An 18379-nucleotide genomic window follows, 5' to 3' on the forward strand; every position below is an offset into this window, starting at 1 on the left:
CGACGACCCAACGAGCCCGTCGGGAGGTGAACCGCGTGTACGTCTGCAACTGCTTCGGAGTGACCGAGGCGCAGGTGAAGAAGCACGCGGAGGGCGGCGCCTGCACCCCCCGCCAGATAGCGTCGGCCTGCAAGGCGGGCACCGACTGCGGCTCGTGCGTACGACGCATTCAGGCACTGCTGGGCAGGGGTGAGTACCCCCGGCGTGAGCTGGCCGACCAGGGCGTGCCCGTGCTCTCCGAAGTGGAAGAGCTGGAAGAGGCCGCTTGACCGTCCGGCCGGCTCAGCTGTCCGGCTGCTCGATGAGCTGCGCGATGTAGAGCGCCTCGCCGAGCTTCTCCACCAGCTCCAGCTGGGTGTCCAAATAGTCGATGTGGTGCTCCTCGTCCTCGAGGATCGACTCGAAGATGTTCGCGGACGTGATGTCGCCCTTGTTCCGCATCACCTCGATACCGCGCTTGAGCCGGTCGATCGCCTCGACCTCGACCTGCCGGTCCGCCTGGAACATCTCCGTGACCGTCTGCCCGACGCGGACGTGGAACAGCCGCTGGTAGTTCGGCAGGCCGTCCAGGAAGAGGATGCGGTCGGTCAGGATCTCCGCGTGCTTCATCTCGTCGATGGACTCGTGCCGCGTGTACTTCGCGAGCTTCGTCCAGCCGAAGTTCTCCTGCATCTTCGCGTGCAGGAAGTACTGGTTGATCGCGGTGAGTTCGGCGGTCAGCTGCTCGTTGAGGAATTCGATGACCTCGGGGTCGCCCTGCATCGCAGAGGCTCCTTCCAAGCGGGGGGAACTGGCAGGTTGCGCCGCATGATTGCACCGGCGTAGAAGATCGTCCAGTAAGTGCATGCTTAGTAAGTAAGTACTTGCTTAGTCCTGTTAGTGCCGAGTTGTCAGAGTCGGTGCGTACCTGGTCATGCCCATCGTCCGGGGTCTGTCAGGATGGAGTCATGGGTCAGCCGGTGGGTCGTGAATCTGGAGAAGCAGCGCAGTCGGAGCTTCCGCCGGGGCAGCGACTTCAGCGGGGCTGGCCGGTCACGCACTACGGGCCCGTGCCGAAGTTCCGCCCCGAGCGCTGGGAGTTCAGGGTCTTCGGCGCCACCGCCGACAGCGAGAAGCACTGCTGGACCCACGAGGAGTTCACGGCCCTGCCGTATGCCACGGTCGTGGCCGATCTGCACTGCGTCACCAAGTTCAGCATGATCGGTGCGGAGTGGGGCGGCATCCCGGCCCGTACGATCCTGGAGATCGCCCCGCCGGCACCCACCGTCACCCATGTGATGGTCTGGGCGGAGTACGGCTTCAGCTCGAATCTGCGCCTCGACGACTTCGCGTCCGACCGCGCCATCTTCGCCACCCACAAGGACGGCGAGCTGCTCACCGCGGAACACGGCTTTCCGCTGCGCCTCGTGGTGCCGCAGCTGTACGCGTGGAAGGGCCCCAAGTGGGTCCGCGGCGTCGAGTACATGACGGCCGACCGCCGCGGCTTCTGGGAGGAGCGCGGCTACCACAACATCGGCGACCCCTGGCGCGAGCAGCGCTACTCGTACCAGGAGGAGCCCGGGGACGGCCCCGAGCTGTAGGCCCGGCGCTTCCTTCCCTGGGCCTTCTGGCCTTCTGGAGGCTTCGCTCAGCCGTCCCGGAGCTTCTTCAGCCGCTCCACGTCCGCCGCGTGCCCCTCCTTGCCGCCGGGCGTCTCGATGATCAGCGGTACGCCCTCGGTGGCGGGGTGGGTCATCAGCGCACGGAACGGGTCCTCGCCGATGTGCCCGGCGCCGATGTTCTCGTGGCGGTCCTTGTGGGCGCCGGCCACGTCCTTGGAGTCGTTGGCGTGGATCAGCTTCAGCCGGCCCTCGCCGACCGTGTCGACCAGCAGGTCGAGCGTCTGGTGCATCCCGCTGGGCCCCGTGAGGTCGTGGCCCGCCGCGAAGATGTGGCAGGTGTCCAGGCAGACGCCCAGCTTCGGATGGGAGTCCAGCGCCTCGAAGTACGGCCCGAAGTCCCAGGTGCGTGAGCAGAGCGAGGAGCCCTGTCCGGCGGTCGACTCCAGCAGCAGGAACGGGTCGTCGTCGTGGGTCAGCTCGTCGAGCAGCGGCAGCAGATACTCGCGGACCTGCTTCAGCGCGACCGAGCGCTCCCGGCCGCCGGTCGCGGAGCCCGTGTGCACGACGACGCCCAGCGCCCCGATCGCCCGCCCGCGCCGCAGCGAGTGCCGCAGCGACTCCACCGACTTCTCCACGGTCGCCTCGGTGTGCGAGCCGAAGTTGATCAGATAGGGCGCGTGGACGTACGCCGGGATCGACTCGGCGGTACAGGCCGCGCGGAACTCGTCGTCCTGGAGCGGGTTTCCGGGCGGAGTCGCCCAGCCGCGCGGGTTGGCGACGAAGACCTGGACGGTCTCGGCGGCCAGCTCGCGCGCGTACGAGAGGCCGACGGAGGCGAGGCCTCCGGCGACGGGGACATGGCCGCCGACGGGGTTGCGGGACTGCTGAGTGCTCACCCCTTCAGGGTGTCACGCGGTCCCGGTCGCCCCGTCGGCGGCCATGTCCCCGCGGGTGCCTGCGTGCCCGGCATGCCTGCCTGTGCACCTGTGTGCCCGCGGCGCCCGTGTGCTGCTGTGCCGTCCGTGTCGTCAGCGGATCTCGATGGTGATCGTCGATCCCTCGGGCGCCGTGTCGCCGCCGTCCACCGACTGGCTCTTGACCGTGTCGCCGAAGAGGCCGAGCAGACCGCGGTCCTCCTCGACCTCGAAGCCGGCCGCTTCCAGCTCCTGCTTCGCGTCGTCGACGCTGTCGCCCACGACGTCCGGGACCTCGATCATCTCCGGGCCCTTGGACACCGTCAGCGTGACGGTGTCACCGCCGCCCGCCTTGGTGTCGGGGTCCGGTGACTGCTTGGCGACCTGACCGGCCTCGTACTCGGACGTGACCTGCTCGGAGGCGACCTCGACCGTCAGGCCGGCGTCCTCCAGCTCCTGCTTGGCGTCGGCGAGGTCGTCACCCACGACGTCGGGCACGTCCACCGGGCTGCCCTTGCTGACGGTGAGCGCGATCGCCGAACCACCGCGGCGCTCGGTGCCCGCCCCCGGTTCCGTACGGATCACGAAGCCCACGGGCACGCTGTCGCTGAAGCCCTTGGTGACCATGCCCGCGACCAGGCCCTCGCTCTTCAGGCGCTGCTTGGCCTTGTCCAGCGAGTAGCCCCCCAGGTCCGGCACGCGCACGATCTCCGGGCCCTTGGAGACCGTCAGCGTCACGGAGTCGTTGTCCCGGATCCGGGCGCCGGGCTTCGGGTCGCTGCTGATGACCCGGCCGCGCTTGACGGTGTCGCTGTAGCCGCGCTTGACGTCCTTCACGTCGATACCGGCGCCCGTGAGCTGCTTCCTGGCCTGGGCCTCGGTCTTGGAGAGCACCCCGGGGACCGTGGTGAACTGGCCGGAGTTGATGTACCAGACGCCCGCTCCCAGGCCGAGGGCCAGCAGTACCGCGGCGACGATCGCGATCAGACCGCGGCGGGGCGCCGCCATACGGCCGCCACGTCCGCGGCGCGGCGGTTCGGGCGGCGGGGACGGCAGATAGCTCGTGCGGTGCAGCTCGGCGTCGTCGTCGTTCACCGGGAGCGGCCGCGGTACCGAAAGCGAGAGCGGGATCACGCTCGTACGGTCGTCGGCGTTCTGGTGGTCCGTGGCGACCGCCTGCGGCGGGACGGCGTCCAGCTGGTCGGCGCTCAGCGCGTTCCGTGCGTCCAGGACCTGCGAGAGCAGCGCGACGGCGTCGTACGGGCGGAGGTCGGGGTTGCGTGCGGTGGCCGTCGTGACCAGCTCGTCGAGCTCGTGGGCCAGGCCCGGCACGGACGCCGACGGCTGGGGCACGTCCTCGTGGAGGTGCTTGTAGAGCACCGCGGCGGGGGAGTCCCCGTAGTGCGGGCGGTCACCGGTCAGCATCTCGAAGAGGAGGATGCCGCAGGCGTACACGTCGACCCGGGGGTCGGCCGTGTCGTTCTCTATCTGTTCCGGCGCGAGATACGACACCGTGCCGAGCACGGCTCCCGTCGTGCTGGTGACCGTGTCCACGGCCCGTACGAGACCGAAGTCCGCCACCTTCACCCGGCCGTCGTCCCCTATCAGGACGTTCTCCGGCTTCATGTCGCGGTGCACGAACCCGGCGCGGTGCGCGGCGCCGAGCGCGGCGAGGACCGGCTCCAGGACGTCCAGCGCGGCCCGCGGCTGCAGCGCCCCGCGCTCGCGCAGCACGTCGCGCAGGGTGCATCCGGCCACGTACTCCATCGCCAGGTAGACGTAACTGCCGTCCGTGCCCTGGTCGAAGACCTGCACCACGTTCGGGTGGGCGAGCCTGGCCACCGACTTGGCCTCGCGGATGAAGCGGTCGACGAACGAGGCGTCGGCCGCCAGCGTCGGGTGCATCACCTTGAGCGCGAGCACCCGGTCCAGGCGGGTGTCCACGGCACGGTAGACCGTGGCCATCCCGCCGACCGCGATGCGCGCGTCGACGCGGTAGCGGCCGTCGAGCACGTGCCCCACGAGCGGGTCCTGAAGGGTCGTATCCACGCAGGTGAGTGTACGAGCCGCCACTGTCAACGCCGCCAGGACGGGTGATTCCGGGGCGGTACTGCAGCCGAGCTGTGACGGACGTCGCACGGTGAGCGATACCGTGCGGCGCCTGGATTCAGACAGGTGTTCAGGCCAAAAGTCAGAAAGCAGGCCTTTCCGGGTCCAACCGGGCGACACCCTCCACGGGAGACGACGCCTCGGCGAAGTGGCGGCGCGGGATGCGCCCGGCGCGGTACGCGAGCCGGCCCGCCTCGACCGCGTGCCGCATGCCCTCGGCCATCAGCACCGGCTCCTGCGCCCGGGTCACGGCCGAGGCGAGCATCACACCCGCGCACCCCAGCTCCATGGCGAGCGCCGCGTCCGACGCCGTACCGGCGCCCGCGTCCAGGATCACCGGCACGCGCGCGTGCTCCACGATCAGCTGGAAGTTGTGCGGGTTGCGGATGCCGAGACCGGACCCGATCGGCGAGCCGAGCGGCATGACCGCGGCGCACCCCACGTCCTCCAGTTTGCGGGCGAGCACCGGGTCGTCGTTCGTGTACGGGAGGACGGTGAAGCCGTCGTCGACCAGGGTCTCGGCCGCGTCGAGCAGCTCGATCGGGTCGGGCAGCAGCGTCCGCTCGTCGGCGATGACCTCCAGCTTCACGAGGTCCGTGCCGAGCGCCTCACGCGCGAGGCGGGCCGTCAGCACGGCCTCCCCCGCGGTGAAACAGCCCGCCGTGTTGGGCAGTACGCGGATGCCCAGCCGTTCCAGCACGGACAGGACCGAGCCGTGGGCCTCGGGGCTCACGCGGCGCATCGCGACCGTCGTCAGCTCCGTGCCGGACGCCACGAGCGAGCGCTCCAGGACGTCGAGGCTGGGCGCACCACCGGTGCCCATGATCAGACGGGACGCGAAGGACGTACCGCCGAGGACGAAGGGATCGTCGGCCATGGGTCAGCCTCCTTGGACGGCGGTGAGGACTTCGACGCGGTCTCCCTCGGAGAGGAGGGTCTTCGACCACTGCGCGCGCGGGACGACGGTTTCGTTGAGTGCGGCGGCGACACCGGAGGGAGCCGCGGTGAGGGCGGCGACGAGGGTGTCGAGGGCGGTGTCCGGGGCCAGCTGCCGCCGCTCCCCGTTGACGAAGACGCTCATGCTCATGCGTGCTGCTCCGAGAGTGCGGCGGCGCCGAACCGCCTGGGTGTGAACGGGCGGGCCTCGTCCGGGAGTTCACCGGTGGTCAGGGCGTGTGCCATGGCGTCCCCGGTGACGGGCGTCAGCAGTACGCCGTTGCGGTAGTGGCCGGTCGCGAGCAGCAGCCCCGGGAGTTCGGTCGGGCCGAGCAGGGGCGCGTTGTCGGGGGAGCCCGGGCGCAGTCCGGCCCGTGTCTCGGTGAGCGGCAGCTCGGTGATGCCGGGGACGAGTTCGTGGGCGTCCCGCAGCAGCTCGTACACGCCGCCGGCGGTCACCGTGGTGTCCCAGCCCAGCTCCTCGCTGGTCGCGCCGACGACCAGCTCGCCGTTCTCGCGCGGCACCAGATAGACGTGGCTGCCGCGCACGACGGCCCGCACGCTACGGCTCAGGAAGGGCGCGAACCGCTTCGGGACGGTCAGCCGCAGCACCTGTCCCTTCACGGGGCGCACCGGCGGCAGCACGTCGTCGGGGACGCCCGTCAGACGGCCGCTGAGGCTGCCCCCGGCGAGCACGATCTGGCCCGCCGAGAGCGCGGTGCCGTCCGCAGTGACGACTCCGGCGGCCCGGTCGCGTACGACGGTCAGGCGGTCGGCCCATGTCCGGTGGAAGGCCACTCCGGCCCGCTCGCAGGCCGTGACCAGGGCCCCGGCGAGCCGCCGGGGATCGATCTGGTGGTCGCCGTCGACCCGCAGCCCGCCGCGCACCCCCGGCGCGAGCATCGGCTCCAGACGACGGCACTCGCGGCCGCTCAGCCACTCCGACTCCAGGCCCGACCGGCGCTGCAGGGCGTGCAGTTCGCGCAGATGGGCACGGTCGTCGGCGTCGAGCGCGACGGCCAGTGTGCCGCACTGCCGGTAGCCGAGGTCCTGGCCGGTCGCCTCGGTCAGCTCGGCCGCGAAGTCCGGATAGCGGCGTGCCGAGGCCAGATTGAGGCCGAGCAGGGTCTGCTCGCCGTAGTGGAGTTCGGTGACGGCGGCCAGCATCCCGGCCGCGACCTGCGCGGCGCCGCCGCCGGGCTCCGGGTCCACGAGCGCGGTCGTGAACCCGCGCTGCGCGGCCCGCCAGGCCGTGACCAGGCCGATGATCCCGCCCCCGACGACCAGGACGTCTGACGTGTGCCCTGTATGGGGTGTATCGGGTGTCTCCGGTGTACGCGACATGGGCGTCCAGCCCCTCCCTTCGCCGGCATGACCCGGATCAGGTTCGTACGGTCGGAGGCCGTCCCAGCCTCCCTCTCAGCCCGGTACGCCCGGACTCCCGCGAGTGCTCTACGTTGGCCACCCTAGCCCTTCGCCCCAACAGCCTGTAAGGGAGCCTTCACGCATGGCCCGCTCGCTCGACGGACTCCTTCTCTCGCCGGTCGCCGACCAGGCGCCAGGTCAGGTGGGTACCCGCACACGGTTCGCGTACCACGAGAAGGACGGCGAGATCTGGGCCGAGTACGCGGGCGGTGACGTCGTACGCGGACACCTCGTGGGCACGCGCGCGGGCGACCGGCTCGACTTCCGGTACGTGCAGCTGAAGGTGGACGGCACCACCTCGTCGGGGCACTGCGTCTCCTTGGTCGTCGAGCTGGCCGACGGACGGGTGCGCCTGGAGGAGACCTGGGAGTGGGAGTCCCAGGAGGGCAGCGGGACGAGTGTGGTCGAAGAGGTCAACGAGGGCTGACGCTGTGCAACAACTCACTGATCGCGCCCCCTGACCGACGATTTCACCAGTGTCTATGGTGATCGTGTGAGTGAGCAGACGCAGGGACGGAGCCCGGCGGCGCGACGCAGCGCCGTGATCGTCGGGGCGGGCATGGCCGGTGTACAGACCGCCGTCGCCCTGCGGGAACGGGGCTTCACCGGAAGCGTGACCCTGATCGGCGCGGAGCCCCACCAGCCGTACGACCGGCCCCCGCTGTCCAAGGCCGTACTGCTCGGCAAGGCCGAGGACTCCGCCTTCGACGTCGACTTCGAAGCGCTCGACGTGGAGCTCCGCCTGGGGCTCGAAGTGACCGGCGTGCACCCCTCGCGGCACGAACTCGACACGGCCGACGGTCCGGTTCCGTACGACGTCCTCGTCATCGCCACCGGCGCCGAGCCGATCCAACTGCCGGGCGCCCAGGGCGTACCCGGCGTCCATCTGCTGCGCACGCTCGACGACGCCGAGCGGCTGCGCCCCGTCCTCGCCCGGCAGCACGACATCGTGGTGGTGGGCGCGGGCTGGATCGGCGCCGAGTTCGCCACGGCGGCGCGCGAGGCGGGCTGCGCGGTGACCGTCGTGGAGGCCGCCGACCGGCCGCTCGCCGGCGTGCTGCCCGACGAGGTGGCCGCTCCGATGGCCGCCTGGTACGCGGACAGTGGGGCGGTGCTGCGCACCCACGCGCGCGTGGAGCGCGTCGAGCCCGGCGAGGTGGTGCTCGACGACGGCTCACGGCTGCCCGCGGGCGCCGTCGTCGTCGGCATCGGGGCGCGGCCCGCCACGGCCTGGCTGGCCGGTTCCGGGATCGAACTCGGTGCCCGCCGCGAGATCGTCGCGGACGACCACCTGCGCACCTCCGCCCCGGACGTGTACGCGGTCGGCGACTGCGCCTCCTTCCCGTCCGGCCGCTACGGCGAGCGCCTGTTGGTCCACCACTGGGACAACGCCCTCCAAGGCCCGCGCACGGTCGCCGCGAACATCGTCGGCGAGACGTCCGCCGCGTACGACCCCGTGCCGTACTTCTGGTCCGAGCAGTTCGGCCGCTTCGTCCAGTACGCGGGCCATCACGCGTCCGCCGACACCATGGTCCGGCGCGGTGACCCGGCCGGACCGTCCTGGTCGGTGTGCTGGCTCCGGGAGGGCCGCCTGGTCGCGGTCCTGGCGGTGGGCCGGCCGAGGGACCTGGCACAGGGGAAGCGGCTGATCGAGGCGGGCACGCCGATGGACTCCGGGCTGCTCTCGGACCCCGCGTCGCCGCTCAAGGGCGCGACGGCCTGAGCGCTCCGCCGGGCCGCCCGGTCGACGGTCGTCCGGTGTCTGCGGGGCCGCGGGCGTGACACGGTCGCACCGGCCCGGGTACCGACTGTCAGTCCGAGATGGCAGGCTTGTGTTCGTGACCGAGATTGACGCAAAGATCGATGCTCTCGTCCCCGCCTGGCTCACCCTCCCCGACATCGCCGAACTGCTCGGCGTCGAGGTGACCCGCGTCCGGCAACTGGTCAAGGAAGGCCAGGTCATCGCCGTACGCCGTGGTGAGAACCGCGCGCTGCACGTCCCCGCCGCTTTCATCGACGGGGCCGAGCAGAAGGTCGTCAAGGGCCTGACCGGCACCCTGACGCTCCTGCGGGACGACGGCTTCTCCGACGAAGAGATGCTCGAGTGGCTCTTCACCCCCGACGAGAGCCTGCCCGGTACGCCGGCCCAGGCTCTGAGCGAGAATCGCGGCACGGAGGTGAAGCGTCGCGCCCAGGCGCTCGCCGTCTGACCTGATCACGCCGTCCGGCGTACGGGCCGTGTTCCTCACGGCCCGTACGCCACCGACACGACACGGGGGACCCACGCATGCCCGAATCCACCGCACGCGCCCGGCTCGCCGACGCCCGGGTGTACCTCTGCACGGACGCCCGCAAGCGCCAGGGCGACCTCGCCGACTTCCTGGACGCGGTCCTGGCGAACGGCGTGGACATCGTGCAGCTGCGGGACAAGGGCATGGAGGCGGCCGAGGAGCTGGAGCACCTCGCCGTCCTCGCGGACGCCTGCCGTCGGCACGGCAGGCTCCTCGCGGTGAACGACCGGGCGGACGTCGCCCACGCCATCGGCGCCGACGTGCTGCACCTGGGCCAGGGCGACCTTCCGGTGCCCGCCGCCCGGGCCGTCCTCGGCGACGGCGTCCTGATCGGCCGCTCCACGCACGCCGATGCGGAGGCCGCGGCCGCCGCCGCCCAGGAGGGCGTGGACTACTTCTGCACCGGCCCCTGCTGGCCGACCCCCACCAAGCCCGGCCGCCACGCGCCGGGCCTCGACCTGGTCCGGTACACGGCCGCGCTCGTCACGGACCGCCCCTGGTTCGCCATCGGCGGCATCGACCTCGGCAACCTCGACGAGGTGCTCGAAGCGGGCGCCCGCCGCGTCGTCGTCGTACGGGCGATCACCGAGGCCGACGATCCGGGCGCGGCGGCGGCGGAGTTCGCGAAGCGCCTGCGCCACGCGTAGGCGTCCCGGGGCGGGATCGACCGAATGGGCAGTTGTCCGAGTGGTGGACAACAAATCGACAAAACGGGCAAATTCTCCGGATCCGGTTGGGGGACCGGCGCCCCCTGGCTAACCTGCGGGTATGGCCCTCGGATCTGCATCCACCAGGACGGACCGCGCACGCACGGTGCGTGACATGCTCGCGACCGGCAAGGCGACGTACTCCTTCGAGTTCTCCGCCCCGAAGACCCCGAAGGGCGAGCGGAACCTGTGGAACGCGCTGCGCCGGGTCGAGGCCGTGGCCCCCGACTTCGTGTCGGTGACGTACGGCGCGGGCGGTTCGACCCGGGCGGGCACGGTCAAGGAGACCCAGCAGATCGTCGCCGACACGACCCTGACCCCGGTCGCCCACCTCACCGCGGTCAACCACTCCATCGCTGAGCTGCGCAACATCATCGGGCAGTTCGCGGACGCCGGGATCCGGAACATGCTCGCCGTGCGCGGCGACCCGCCCGGCGACCCGATGGCCGACTGGGTGGCACACCCCCAGGGCCTGACGTACGCGGCCGAACTCGTCCGGCTCATCAAGGAGTCCGGCGACTTCTGCGTGGGTGTCGCGGCCTTCCCCGAGATGCACCCGCGCTCGGCCGACTGGGACCGTGACGTCGCGCACTTCGTCGACAAGTGCCGGGCCGGCGCGGACTACGCGATCACGCAGATGTTCTTCCAGCCGGAGTCGTATCTGCGGCTGCGCGACCGGGTCGACTCGGCGGGCTGCGAGACCCCGGTCATCCCCGAGGTCATGCCGGTGACCAGCGTGAAAATGCTGGAGCGGTTGCCCAAGCTCAGCAACGCCTCGTTCCCCGACGCCCTCAAAGAGCGGATCCTCACAGCCAAGGACGATCCGGCGGCTGTACGCTCCATTGGCATTGAGTTCGCCACGGAGTTCTGCGCGAGGCTGCTGGCCGAGGGAGTCCCCGGACTGCATTTCATTACGCTGAACAACTCCACCGCGACGCTGGAAATCTACGAGAACCTGGGCCTGCATCACCCACAGCAGGCCTAGACCGGTCGCATCGTCGTACGACACACTGCGTAGCGGTCACCTGGGAGAGGGGCGTACATGGGCTGGACGGTCCTCTACATCGCATTCGGCATCGTCGCGCTATGGCTGCTCGGCGAGGTACTGCTGCAGTACAAGGCGCGGCTGCGCTGGCGGCTGCTGGCCTTCGCCGGCTTCCTCGGGGTGGTCCTCGGTGTCCTGATTCCGAACGTGCTGGTCATCGGCCTTGGTGCCGCGGCCTTCGCCGTCGGACAGACGTACGTCACGCTCTCCTTCCGCAGTGGATTCGCCTCCGGCTGGGCCGTCAACGGCCTCAGCGGCGGCCGGCCGGGCGCCAGCAAGCGCCGCCGCGGCGAGGAGCGCAAGGACCCGACGCTGGAGGTCACCGACCTCCACGCCGCGGAGACCACGACGTTTCCCAGCCAGGGCTTCGGCCAGGACGACCCCTACGGGCGCGACGACTCGGTCTTCGGACAACGCCCCGAGACCGGCGCCGGGTCGACCTCCGTCTACGAACCGCAGCCGCTGCCCGACGACACGGGCCAATACGGCGTCTACAGCGACGCCGCCTACGCCGCCGCCACCGACCCGGCGTACGCGGCCGCCGCGCAGGCCCAGGGACAGCAGGCTCAGGGACAGCAGGCTCAGGGACAGCAGGGCCAGGGACAGCAGGGCCAGGACCCGCAGAACTACGGGTACGACGGCTACTCCGGTTACGACCAGCAGCAGTACGGCTACGACGCCGGGCAGCAGCAGTACGCCGCCTACTCCGACCCGTACATCGGCACGCAGGCCTATGATGCCGCGTCGTACGGCCAGCCCTACGACGCCTCGCAGCAGCAGTACGCGCAGCAGGGCTACACCCAGGACCCGTACGCCACCAATGGCGGTTACGGCGGCGAGACCCCGGCCGGTGGTGTCTGGGTGCCGCAGCAGCGCAACACCGAGGACCCGTACGGCGGCGAACTCCCGCCGGAGCAGCAGTATCCGTACGACAGCAACGGGAATAACGGGAACAATGGCGGCAACGGACAGCAGGGCGGCGGGTACGACGAGCAGTACCGGTTCTGAGTCAGTACCGGTTCTCTGAGCGAGCCGGTGCCGGCCGGGGCTCAACGTGCCCCGGTCGCCGCCCCGTCACCGTCACTCACTGCGAGCCCCTGAAGTCCGGCCCCTCCACGACGAGTCCGGCGACCAGTGCGCCGGACATGCCCGCGTGCGGCAGTCCGCCGCCGGGGTGCGCCCAGCCGCCGACCGCGAACAGGCCCGGTATGCGGGTGCTGTTGGCGGGCCGCAGCAGCGTGCCGCCCACACCGGCCAGCGCGGGAGCGGGCACGGCGCCGCCCCCGGCACCGGTCTCCCGCTCCGTGTCCACGGGGGTGCGGACCTCGCGCCACAGCAGGCGCTCGCGCAGGCCCGGTACGGCCCGCTCGGCGGCCGTGACCATGCGGTCGGCGAAGGCGTCGGCGGCACCCTCGGCCGTCCAGTCGTGGTGCGCCAGGGACGGCACCGTCGCCGTGAGGACCACGGACTCGTGGTCGTCGTCCGGACGCAGCAGCGCGTCGTCCGGCCGGTCCACCCACACGGTGGGCCGCTCGGCCGGCTTGCCGGCCCCGAAGACGTTCCGCTCGTCGGCGGGGTCCGTCGTGTGCACCACCGTGCGGTGTACGGCGCCGGGCTCGCGCGGGCCGCGCAGGGCGAGGCAGACGACGACCTTTCCACAGGTCAGGGACGCGGGGTGCGACTCGGGCACGTCACCCTCGTACAGGCTGTCGCGACCCGTCAGGGCCTCCAGCAGCTCCGGCGGGCCGCCCACCACGAAGTCCGCCTCGGCGACCGTCCCGTCGCGCAGCTCCACGCCCGCGGCCCGGCCGTCCTTCTCCGTGACCGAGACGACCTCGGCGTCGAAGACGAACTCCACCCGGCGGGCCAGGCACCGCTCGTGCACGGCGCGCGCCAACTCCCGGATGCCGCCGCGCAGATACCAGGCGCCGAAGGCGTGCTCCATGTACGGCAGGACCGCCGCGCTCGCCGGGGCGGTGTGCGGATCGAGGCCGTACGCGAGCGCGTGGCTCTCCAGGAGGGTGGCGAGGCGCGGGTCGGCCAGCTCCCACGCGCCGACCTCCGCGAGGGTCCCTGCCGTGCGGGTGCGCAGCAGTCGGCGCTGCCGCGGCGCGGGGTAGGGCTCGCGCTCGGCCAGCACCTGCCAGTTCGGCCACAGCGGTTCCTCCAGGAGCGGGCGGCGCGTCCGGTCCCAGGCCTCGCGCGCCCGGACCAGGAAGTCGCCCCAGCGCTTGCCGGCGCCCGCCCCGAGGGCCTCGTCCAGGGCCGAGACGACCCCCGCGCGGGAGGCGTTGGGCAGCGAGACCTCCGTGCCGTCGGCGAAGACGTGCCGTGCCGCCGGGTCGACCTGGACCAGGTCGACGCAGGCCTCCAGGGGCTCCTTGCCCGTCTTGACGAACAGGTCGCGGTAGACCGCGGGCAGTTGGAGCAGCCCCGGGCCGGTGTCGAAGGCGAAGCCGTCACGCTCGAAGCGGCCCACCGCCCCGCCGTACGTCGCCGCGCGCTCGTACACCACCACCCGGTGGCCCGCGACGGCCAGCCGGGCGGCGGCCGCCATCGCGCCCATGCCTGCGCCGATCACCGCAATTCGTGCCATGCCAGGGACTTTATCGGCCGCCACTGACAGCCGGTCTCCGGGCCTGTGCGGCGGAGGCCGACCCCAGGGCCGGCCGGAGGTCGGTCCCGGGTCAGCCCGGTGGGCGTCCCACCCGTTCCGCGAGCCGTTTCTCCTCGCGGCGCTGGGCCCTGCGGCGCAGGAACCGTCTGATCCGCGAGACCAGGAAGTAGAGCACCACCAGACCGGTCACCAGCAGGACGGCCGCGATGATCGCCGCGGCCTGCGGGTTGAACATCGCGAAGGTGATGATCCCGGCGACCCCGAGATCCTCGGCGGTGCTCAGCACGAAGTTGCTGAACGGCTCCGGTGAGGTGTTGACCGCCATCCGCGTCCCGGCCTTGACGACGTGGCTGGCAAGCGCCGACGAGCCGCCGATCGCCCCGGCCGCCAGCTCGGACAGCGAACCGCTCTGCCCGGCGAGCAGCGCCGCGACGACGGCCCCGGACACCGGACGGATCACGGTGTGGACGCTGTCCCACACCGAGTCCACGTACGGGATCTTGTCGGCGACGGCCTCGCAGGCGAACAGGACACCCGCCGCGATGAGGACCTCGGGGCGCTGCAGCGACTCGGGCACCTCGTCGGTCAGCCCGGTCGCGCCGAAGAGGCCGAGGAGCAGCACCACCGCGTACGCGTTGACGCCGCTGGCCCAGCCGCTGGTGAAGACCAGGGGGAGTACGGACACGGAGGCGATCGTAACCAGTCGGCAACGGCGCGTCCTGGGCATGAGTGCGTACGGCTGAGTATCCGTACCTAGGGAGTGAGTTGAGTACGCGCGCGGATGGGTGCCGACCTGCGTGAACGAGAGAGTGGAGGCACGGAAAGGGGCGCGGCTCCGGTACCGCCGACACGGGGCGGCGGAACGGTGCAGCGCCCTTGTCCGCTCCTTCCGCCGAGAAACTCGGCGGGAGCGAGGCACGGGGGGACCCGGGGGAGACCGGAACGGGGGAACCAACGGGGAGTACGGGGAAACACGGGGGAGCACAAGAGGGGCGCCGGTCCGGCGTGGCCCGCGGGGGACGCGGCCACTTCGGACCGGCGCTCTACTTGTGCGCGATCACTTGCGTCCGAGTCCGTCCCCGCCGACCCTTCCCTGGAGCAGCCGGGACAGCGCCGAGTGGACGTCGTCCAGGGAGCGCTCCGGCTGGAACGCCTGCCAGTCCAGGGCTGCCACCAGCACCATGCCGACCAGCGCCGACGCCGTCAGCGGGGTGTCGATCTCGTCGCTCAGCTCGCCGTTCGCGATCCCGTCGCGCAGGACGTTCTCGACGACCGCGACGGCCTCCTGACGGACCACCATCAGGGTGGACTGCCAGGCCCGGTTGGTGCGCCACAGCTCCGCCACGTACAGCTGTGTGAAGGCCGGGTAGCGGTCGATGAAGACGAGGCCCGCCCGGATCATCGCGTCCAGTGCGTCGACCTTGCTGCCGCCGTCCCGGGCGGTCCCCTCCGCCGCCTCCCGGAGGGAGGCGGTGAGGAGTCCCACTCCGTGCCGGAGGAGCTCTTCGAAGAGGACGGACTTGCTCGCGAAGTTGTAGTAGACGGTGCCCTTGGCCACACCGGCCCGTTCGGCGATCTCGTCGACGGTCGTGGCCGAGAAGCCCTGTTCCGCGATGAGGGTCACCGCCGCCTCGTAGAGCTTCTGCCGGGTCGCCTGTCTCCGGCCGCCGCCGCTGTCCACCGTCCTGCTGCTTTCCATGGCTCCGATTGTCACAGGCTCAGCTCCGGGTGCAGCCGGTCGAGGGTCCACACCTGCCGTCGCCGCGCGGACACCGCGGTCAGCGCGAGGGCGCCGACGGTGAACGCGGCGAGGACCGCGCACGCCTGCCAGACCGGCCCGAGGCCGCCGCCCGTGATGAGCCTCCTGAGGGCGTCGACCACGTAACTCATCGGCATGAAGGGGTGGATCGCGTTGAAGAACCCCGGACTGGTCTGCACGGGATACGTGCCGCCCGCCGACGTCAGCTGCAGCATCAGGAAGGCGAGGACGAGGATCCGGCCGGCCGCTCCGAAGCGGGCGTTCAGCCACTGCACGATCGCCGCGAAGCAGGCCGTCACCAGGAACAGGAAGCCCACCGTCCCGGCCGTGCGTGCCATCTCCAGGCCGATTCCCCAGTGCAGTACGGACATCAGCGCGACCGTCTGGAGCGCCCCCAGGGCGGCCACCGGCAGCCAGCCCGCCAGCGCGATGCGCCAGGCGGAGGAGCCCGCCGCGAGTGCGCGCCGGTTGAGCGGCGGGATCAGCATGTAGGCCACCATCGCGCCCACCCACAGGGAGAGCGGAATGAAGTACGGGGCGAAACCGGTGCCGTAGTTGGGCGCCTTGTGCAGGTCCTTCGAGGCGAGCTGTACGGGGTCGGCCATGACCTCTGTGCGTTGGTCGCGGTCGCTCTTGTCGTAGTCGGGGATCCGGCCGGCGCCGTCGTGCAGTCCGCCGGCGAGCTTTCCCGAGCCGTCGACGAGCTTGTACATGCCCCCTTCGAGGTCGCCCGCGCCCGTACTGAGCTCGCCGACACCGCTGTCCAGGTCGGCCGCGCCCGACTTGGCTGTGCCGAGCCCCGTGTGCAGCGTCTTCGCCCCCTTGGCGACCTTTCCGGCCCCCTTGTTGAGCGCGTTGACCTTGGCGACGGTCGTGGCGAGGTCCTCGGAGAGGTGCGGCGAGCGGTCGGCCAGCGCCTGGGCCTGCTTCTCCAGGGCGGCCAGATGCCTGTCGAGCGTGTCCAGGTCGCCGTCCTGGCCGGCCACCAGCGTGTTGACGTCGTCGGCGACCTTCGCCACGTCGGCGGCGGCCTCCTTCGCCCTCTTCAGCTCGGGGCAGGCGGCGTCGGGCAGCGGCAGGGTCTCGCAGCGCGCCTTGTAGACGCCGTTCAGCGCGTCGGAGGCCGTGTGGGCGTCCTCGGCGGCCGTCGGGGCCGTCTTCACCAGCGTGTCGAGGTTGCGGCGGATCGCCGAGGCGGAGTCCGCGACGAGCTGAGCCGTGTCGCCGATCTCGTTCTCGTTGCCCTTCAGGAAGGGCCCCACCTTGTCCGCGACGCCGTTGACCTTGTCCGCGAGCGTCTGCGTCCCCTCCGAGACCTGCCGCGAACCGTCCTCCAGGTCGCCCGCGCCCTTGTCGAGCTTCTTCAGACCGGCGGAGAGCTTGCCGCTGCCCGCCTCCGCGTCCTTCAGGCCGTCCGCGAGGTCCTTCGAGCCCTTCTTGGCCTTCCCGATCCCGCCCTTGAGCGTGTCGGCCCCCTTCGCGGCCTTCGCGGTCTCCCCGTGGATGTCGGAGAACGAGACGAAGATCTTGTCGAGGAACGACCGCGACGCCTTGGTCGAGGCGGCCGTCCGTACCTCCGCGAAAACCGTCCGCGAGATCTGCCCGACGATGTAGTTGTTCGCGTCGTTCGTACGCACCTGGAGGGCGCCCGTCTCCGGCGAGTCGCCCGAGCTGGAGGCGATCCGCTCGCTGAAGTCGGACGGCATCGTCAGCGACAGGTAGTAACTGCCGTTCTCGACGCCCTCGCGGGCCTCGGCGGCGCTCACCTCGTGCCACTCGAAGGTCTTGCTCTCGCGCAGCCCCTTGGTGATCTCGTCACCCATCACGATCTTCTTGTCGGCGGCCGTCGCCCCCTTGTCGTCGTTGACGAGCGCCACGGGGACACGGTCGAGACGGCCGTACGGGTCCCAGAACGACCACAGGTAGAGGGCGCCGTACAGCAGGGGCAGCAACAGGAGCGCGACCAGGGCCGCGCGCGGGAGCCTTCCCCTGCCGAAGCGCCTGAGCTCAAGCGCGGCCAGCTTCGGCGAGCGCATCCGCGGTCTCCTTGTCTTCCGTGTCGTCTTGGTCGCCCTCGTCGCCCTCGTCGCCTTGGTCGCCTTGGTCGTCCTGGTCCTGCCAGTGCTTCTGGACCTTCCGGGTCTTCCGGCTTTCTTGGCGGGCCGGTCCGTCGGTCGGTCCCGTGGACACCACGACCGCGTCCTCGGGCGCCTCGCTGCACACCGCCACGACCGTGGTCCCGGCCTCGGTCAGCGAGCGCAACAGCGCCCAGACCTCGGCCCGTTCGGCCCCCGAGAGCTTCAGATCGGTGTCGTCGATGCCCAGCAGCCGGGGACGGCCGATCAGGGCGAGCGCCACGGACAGCCGCAGCGCTTCGACGCGTTCCAGGTCGCGCACCGCGGTCCGGGACCCCTTGGGCAGCGACTCCCGGTCGAGCCCGGCGGCGGCCAGCGCGCTGTCGACGCGCAGCCGCGCCTCCGTCACCCGCTCCGAGCGCGGCCGCAGCAGCCCGCGTACGGAACCGCCGAACCGCCGCTGGAGCAGGGCCCGTTCCCGAAGGTGCTCGGCGACGGACAGGGCGGGCTCCAGGTCGGTGACACCGGGTACGTGGGCCAGCGCGCTGAACCGGCGGACGGCCGCCATCTGCTTCGGCAGCTCCGAACTGCCCGACCCGCGCCTGCCCCTCGGTGGGCTTCATCCGCCCGGTGAGCGCGAGCAGCAGACACGTACGCCCCGAGCCCGACGGCCCCTCGATCGCGATCAGCGAGCCGGGCTCCGCGTCGACGCCGATACCGCGGAACGCCCACCCGCGGGGCCCCTTGAGCCCGAAGTCCTCGGCCCTTACGCCGAGTCCGTGCGGACCGTCCACAACTTCCCCCACTCTCCGGGCTCTTGAGTCGACCGGTTTTTGAACTGACTGGTCAGTGCAAAAGCTATACCGAACCTGTGATCGAAGCAAAAGCCCAGGTCAGAAC

At 71.2% G+C, this 18379-nt stretch carries 18 protein-coding genes, 1 pseudogene and 1 riboswitch; of the genes and pseudogenes, 8 read left to right on the plus strand and 11 right to left on the minus strand.

Annotated elements, in window-relative coordinates; genetic code table 11:
* Positions 1–35 precede the first annotated feature (35 nt).
* The gene (locus ACH4YP_RS30775) at positions 36–269 is read left to right on the plus strand and encodes a (2Fe-2S)-binding protein (RefSeq protein ID WP_361058119.1); all 234 of its coding nucleotides are present in this window, start codon (positions 36–38) and stop codon (positions 267–269) included.
* A 13-nt stretch (positions 270–282) separates the two neighbouring features.
* Here ACH4YP_RS30775 and bfr read toward each other — a convergent pair whose 3' ends face one another.
* The gene (gene bfr / locus ACH4YP_RS30780; RefSeq protein WP_361058046.1) at positions 283–762 is read right to left on the minus strand and encodes a bacterioferritin; all 480 of its coding nucleotides are present in this window, start codon (positions 760–762) and stop codon (positions 283–285) included.
* 185 nt (positions 763–947) lie between these two features.
* On the opposite strand from bfr, the gene ACH4YP_RS30785 reads away from it, so the two are divergent.
* Positions 948–1580, plus strand: a complete 633-nt coding sequence (locus ACH4YP_RS30785) for a sulfite oxidase-like oxidoreductase (RefSeq protein ID WP_361058048.1) — start codon at positions 948–950, stop codon at positions 1578–1580.
* A 47-nt stretch (positions 1581–1627) separates the two neighbouring features.
* On the opposite strand, the gene ACH4YP_RS30790 is transcribed toward ACH4YP_RS30785, so the two are convergent.
* From ACH4YP_RS30790 to thiO, 5 genes are all read right to left on the minus strand, one after another.
* Complete coding sequence (locus tag ACH4YP_RS30790) at positions 1628–2497, minus strand: deoxyribonuclease IV (RefSeq protein WP_398493882.1); 870 nt, start codon at positions 2495–2497, stop codon at positions 1628–1630.
* 132 nt (positions 2498–2629) lie between these two features.
* Positions 2630–4564 carry a Stk1 family PASTA domain-containing Ser/Thr kinase gene (gene pknB / locus ACH4YP_RS30795; protein WP_398493884.1) on the minus strand — a complete coding sequence of 645 codons (1935 nt, stop codon included), beginning with the start codon at positions 4562–4564 and terminating at the stop codon, positions 2630–2632.
* Between the two features lie 142 nt (positions 4565–4706).
* On the minus strand, positions 4707–5501 hold the full coding sequence (locus ACH4YP_RS30800; protein WP_361058054.1) for a thiazole synthase: 795 nt from the start codon (positions 5499–5501) through the stop codon (positions 4707–4709).
* A gap of 3 nt (positions 5502–5504) precedes the next feature.
* Entirely contained in the window at positions 5505–5705 is a 201-nt protein-coding gene (thiS, locus tag ACH4YP_RS30805; RefSeq protein WP_361058121.1) for a sulfur carrier protein ThiS, read from the minus strand.
* Positions 5706–5707: 2 nt separating this feature from the next.
* On the minus strand, positions 5708–6904 hold the full coding sequence (gene thiO, locus ACH4YP_RS30810) for a glycine oxidase ThiO (protein ID WP_398493886.1): 1197 nt from the start codon (positions 6902–6904) through the stop codon (positions 5708–5710).
* Positions 6902–7015: riboswitch (TPP riboswitch) on the minus strand. (Overlaps the previous gene by 3 nt.)
* 52 nt (positions 7016–7067) lie before the next feature.
* Here thiO and ACH4YP_RS30815 point away from each other — a divergent pair.
* The 6 genes from ACH4YP_RS30815 (at position 7068) to ACH4YP_RS30840 (ending at position 12036) form a co-directional block, all read left to right on the plus strand.
* Entirely contained in the window at positions 7068–7412 is a 345-nt protein-coding gene (locus ACH4YP_RS30815; protein ID WP_361058058.1) for a hypothetical protein, read from the plus strand.
* A gap of 66 nt (positions 7413–7478) precedes the next feature.
* Complete coding sequence (locus ACH4YP_RS30820) at positions 7479–8708, plus strand: NAD(P)/FAD-dependent oxidoreductase (protein WP_398493888.1); 1230 nt, start codon at positions 7479–7481, stop codon at positions 8706–8708.
* Between the two features lie 115 nt (positions 8709–8823).
* Complete coding sequence (locus ACH4YP_RS30825; RefSeq protein ID WP_361058060.1) at positions 8824–9195, plus strand: Rv2175c family DNA-binding protein; 372 nt, start codon at positions 8824–8826, stop codon at positions 9193–9195.
* A gap of 77 nt (positions 9196–9272) precedes the next feature.
* Positions 9273–9923 carry a thiamine phosphate synthase gene (gene thiE, locus ACH4YP_RS30830; protein ID WP_398493891.1) on the plus strand — a complete coding sequence of 217 codons (651 nt, stop codon included), beginning with the start codon at positions 9273–9275 and terminating at the stop codon, positions 9921–9923.
* A gap of 121 nt (positions 9924–10044) precedes the next feature.
* Positions 10045–10968, plus strand: coding sequence for a methylenetetrahydrofolate reductase [NAD(P)H] (gene metF, locus ACH4YP_RS30835; protein ID WP_143637886.1), 924 nt, complete (start codon positions 10045–10047; stop codon positions 10966–10968).
* Positions 10969–11025: 57 nt separating this feature from the next.
* The gene (locus ACH4YP_RS30840; protein ID WP_361058064.1) at positions 11026–12036 is read left to right on the plus strand and encodes a hypothetical protein; all 1011 of its coding nucleotides are present in this window, start codon (positions 11026–11028) and stop codon (positions 12034–12036) included.
* Positions 12037–12112: 76 nt separating this feature from the next.
* On the opposite strand, the gene ACH4YP_RS30845 is transcribed toward ACH4YP_RS30840, so the two are convergent.
* From ACH4YP_RS30845 to ACH4YP_RS30865, 5 genes and pseudogenes are all read right to left on the minus strand, one after another.
* Positions 12113–13624, minus strand: a complete 1512-nt coding sequence (locus tag ACH4YP_RS30845) for a phytoene desaturase family protein (RefSeq protein WP_398493893.1) — start codon at positions 13622–13624, stop codon at positions 12113–12115.
* A 91-nt stretch (positions 13625–13715) separates the two neighbouring features.
* Positions 13716–14330 (minus strand): DUF4126 domain-containing protein, encoded by a 615-nt coding sequence (locus ACH4YP_RS30850; protein WP_398493895.1) that lies wholly within the window; start codon positions 14328–14330, stop codon positions 13716–13718.
* Positions 14331–14702: 372 nt separating this feature from the next.
* On the minus strand, positions 14703–15344 hold the full coding sequence (locus ACH4YP_RS30855; protein ID WP_398493897.1) for a TetR/AcrR family transcriptional regulator: 642 nt from the start codon (positions 15342–15344) through the stop codon (positions 14703–14705).
* A gap of 11 nt (positions 15345–15355) precedes the next feature.
* Positions 15356–17440, minus strand: coding sequence for a YhgE/Pip family protein (locus ACH4YP_RS30860; protein WP_398493899.1), 2085 nt, complete (start codon positions 17438–17440; stop codon positions 15356–15358).
* Positions 17412–18273, minus strand: a pseudogene (locus tag ACH4YP_RS30865) (ATP-binding cassette domain-containing protein). The gene ACH4YP_RS30860 and the pseudogene ACH4YP_RS30865 overlap by 29 nt, the downstream one beginning before the upstream one ends.
* Between the last annotated feature and the right edge of the window lie 106 nt (positions 18274–18379).

Origin of the sequence: Streptomyces sp. NPDC020747 (assembly GCF_044334695.1) — a bacterium.
In the GTDB taxonomy this organism is placed as follows: Bacteria; Actinomycetota; Actinomycetes; order Streptomycetales; family Streptomycetaceae; genus Streptomyces.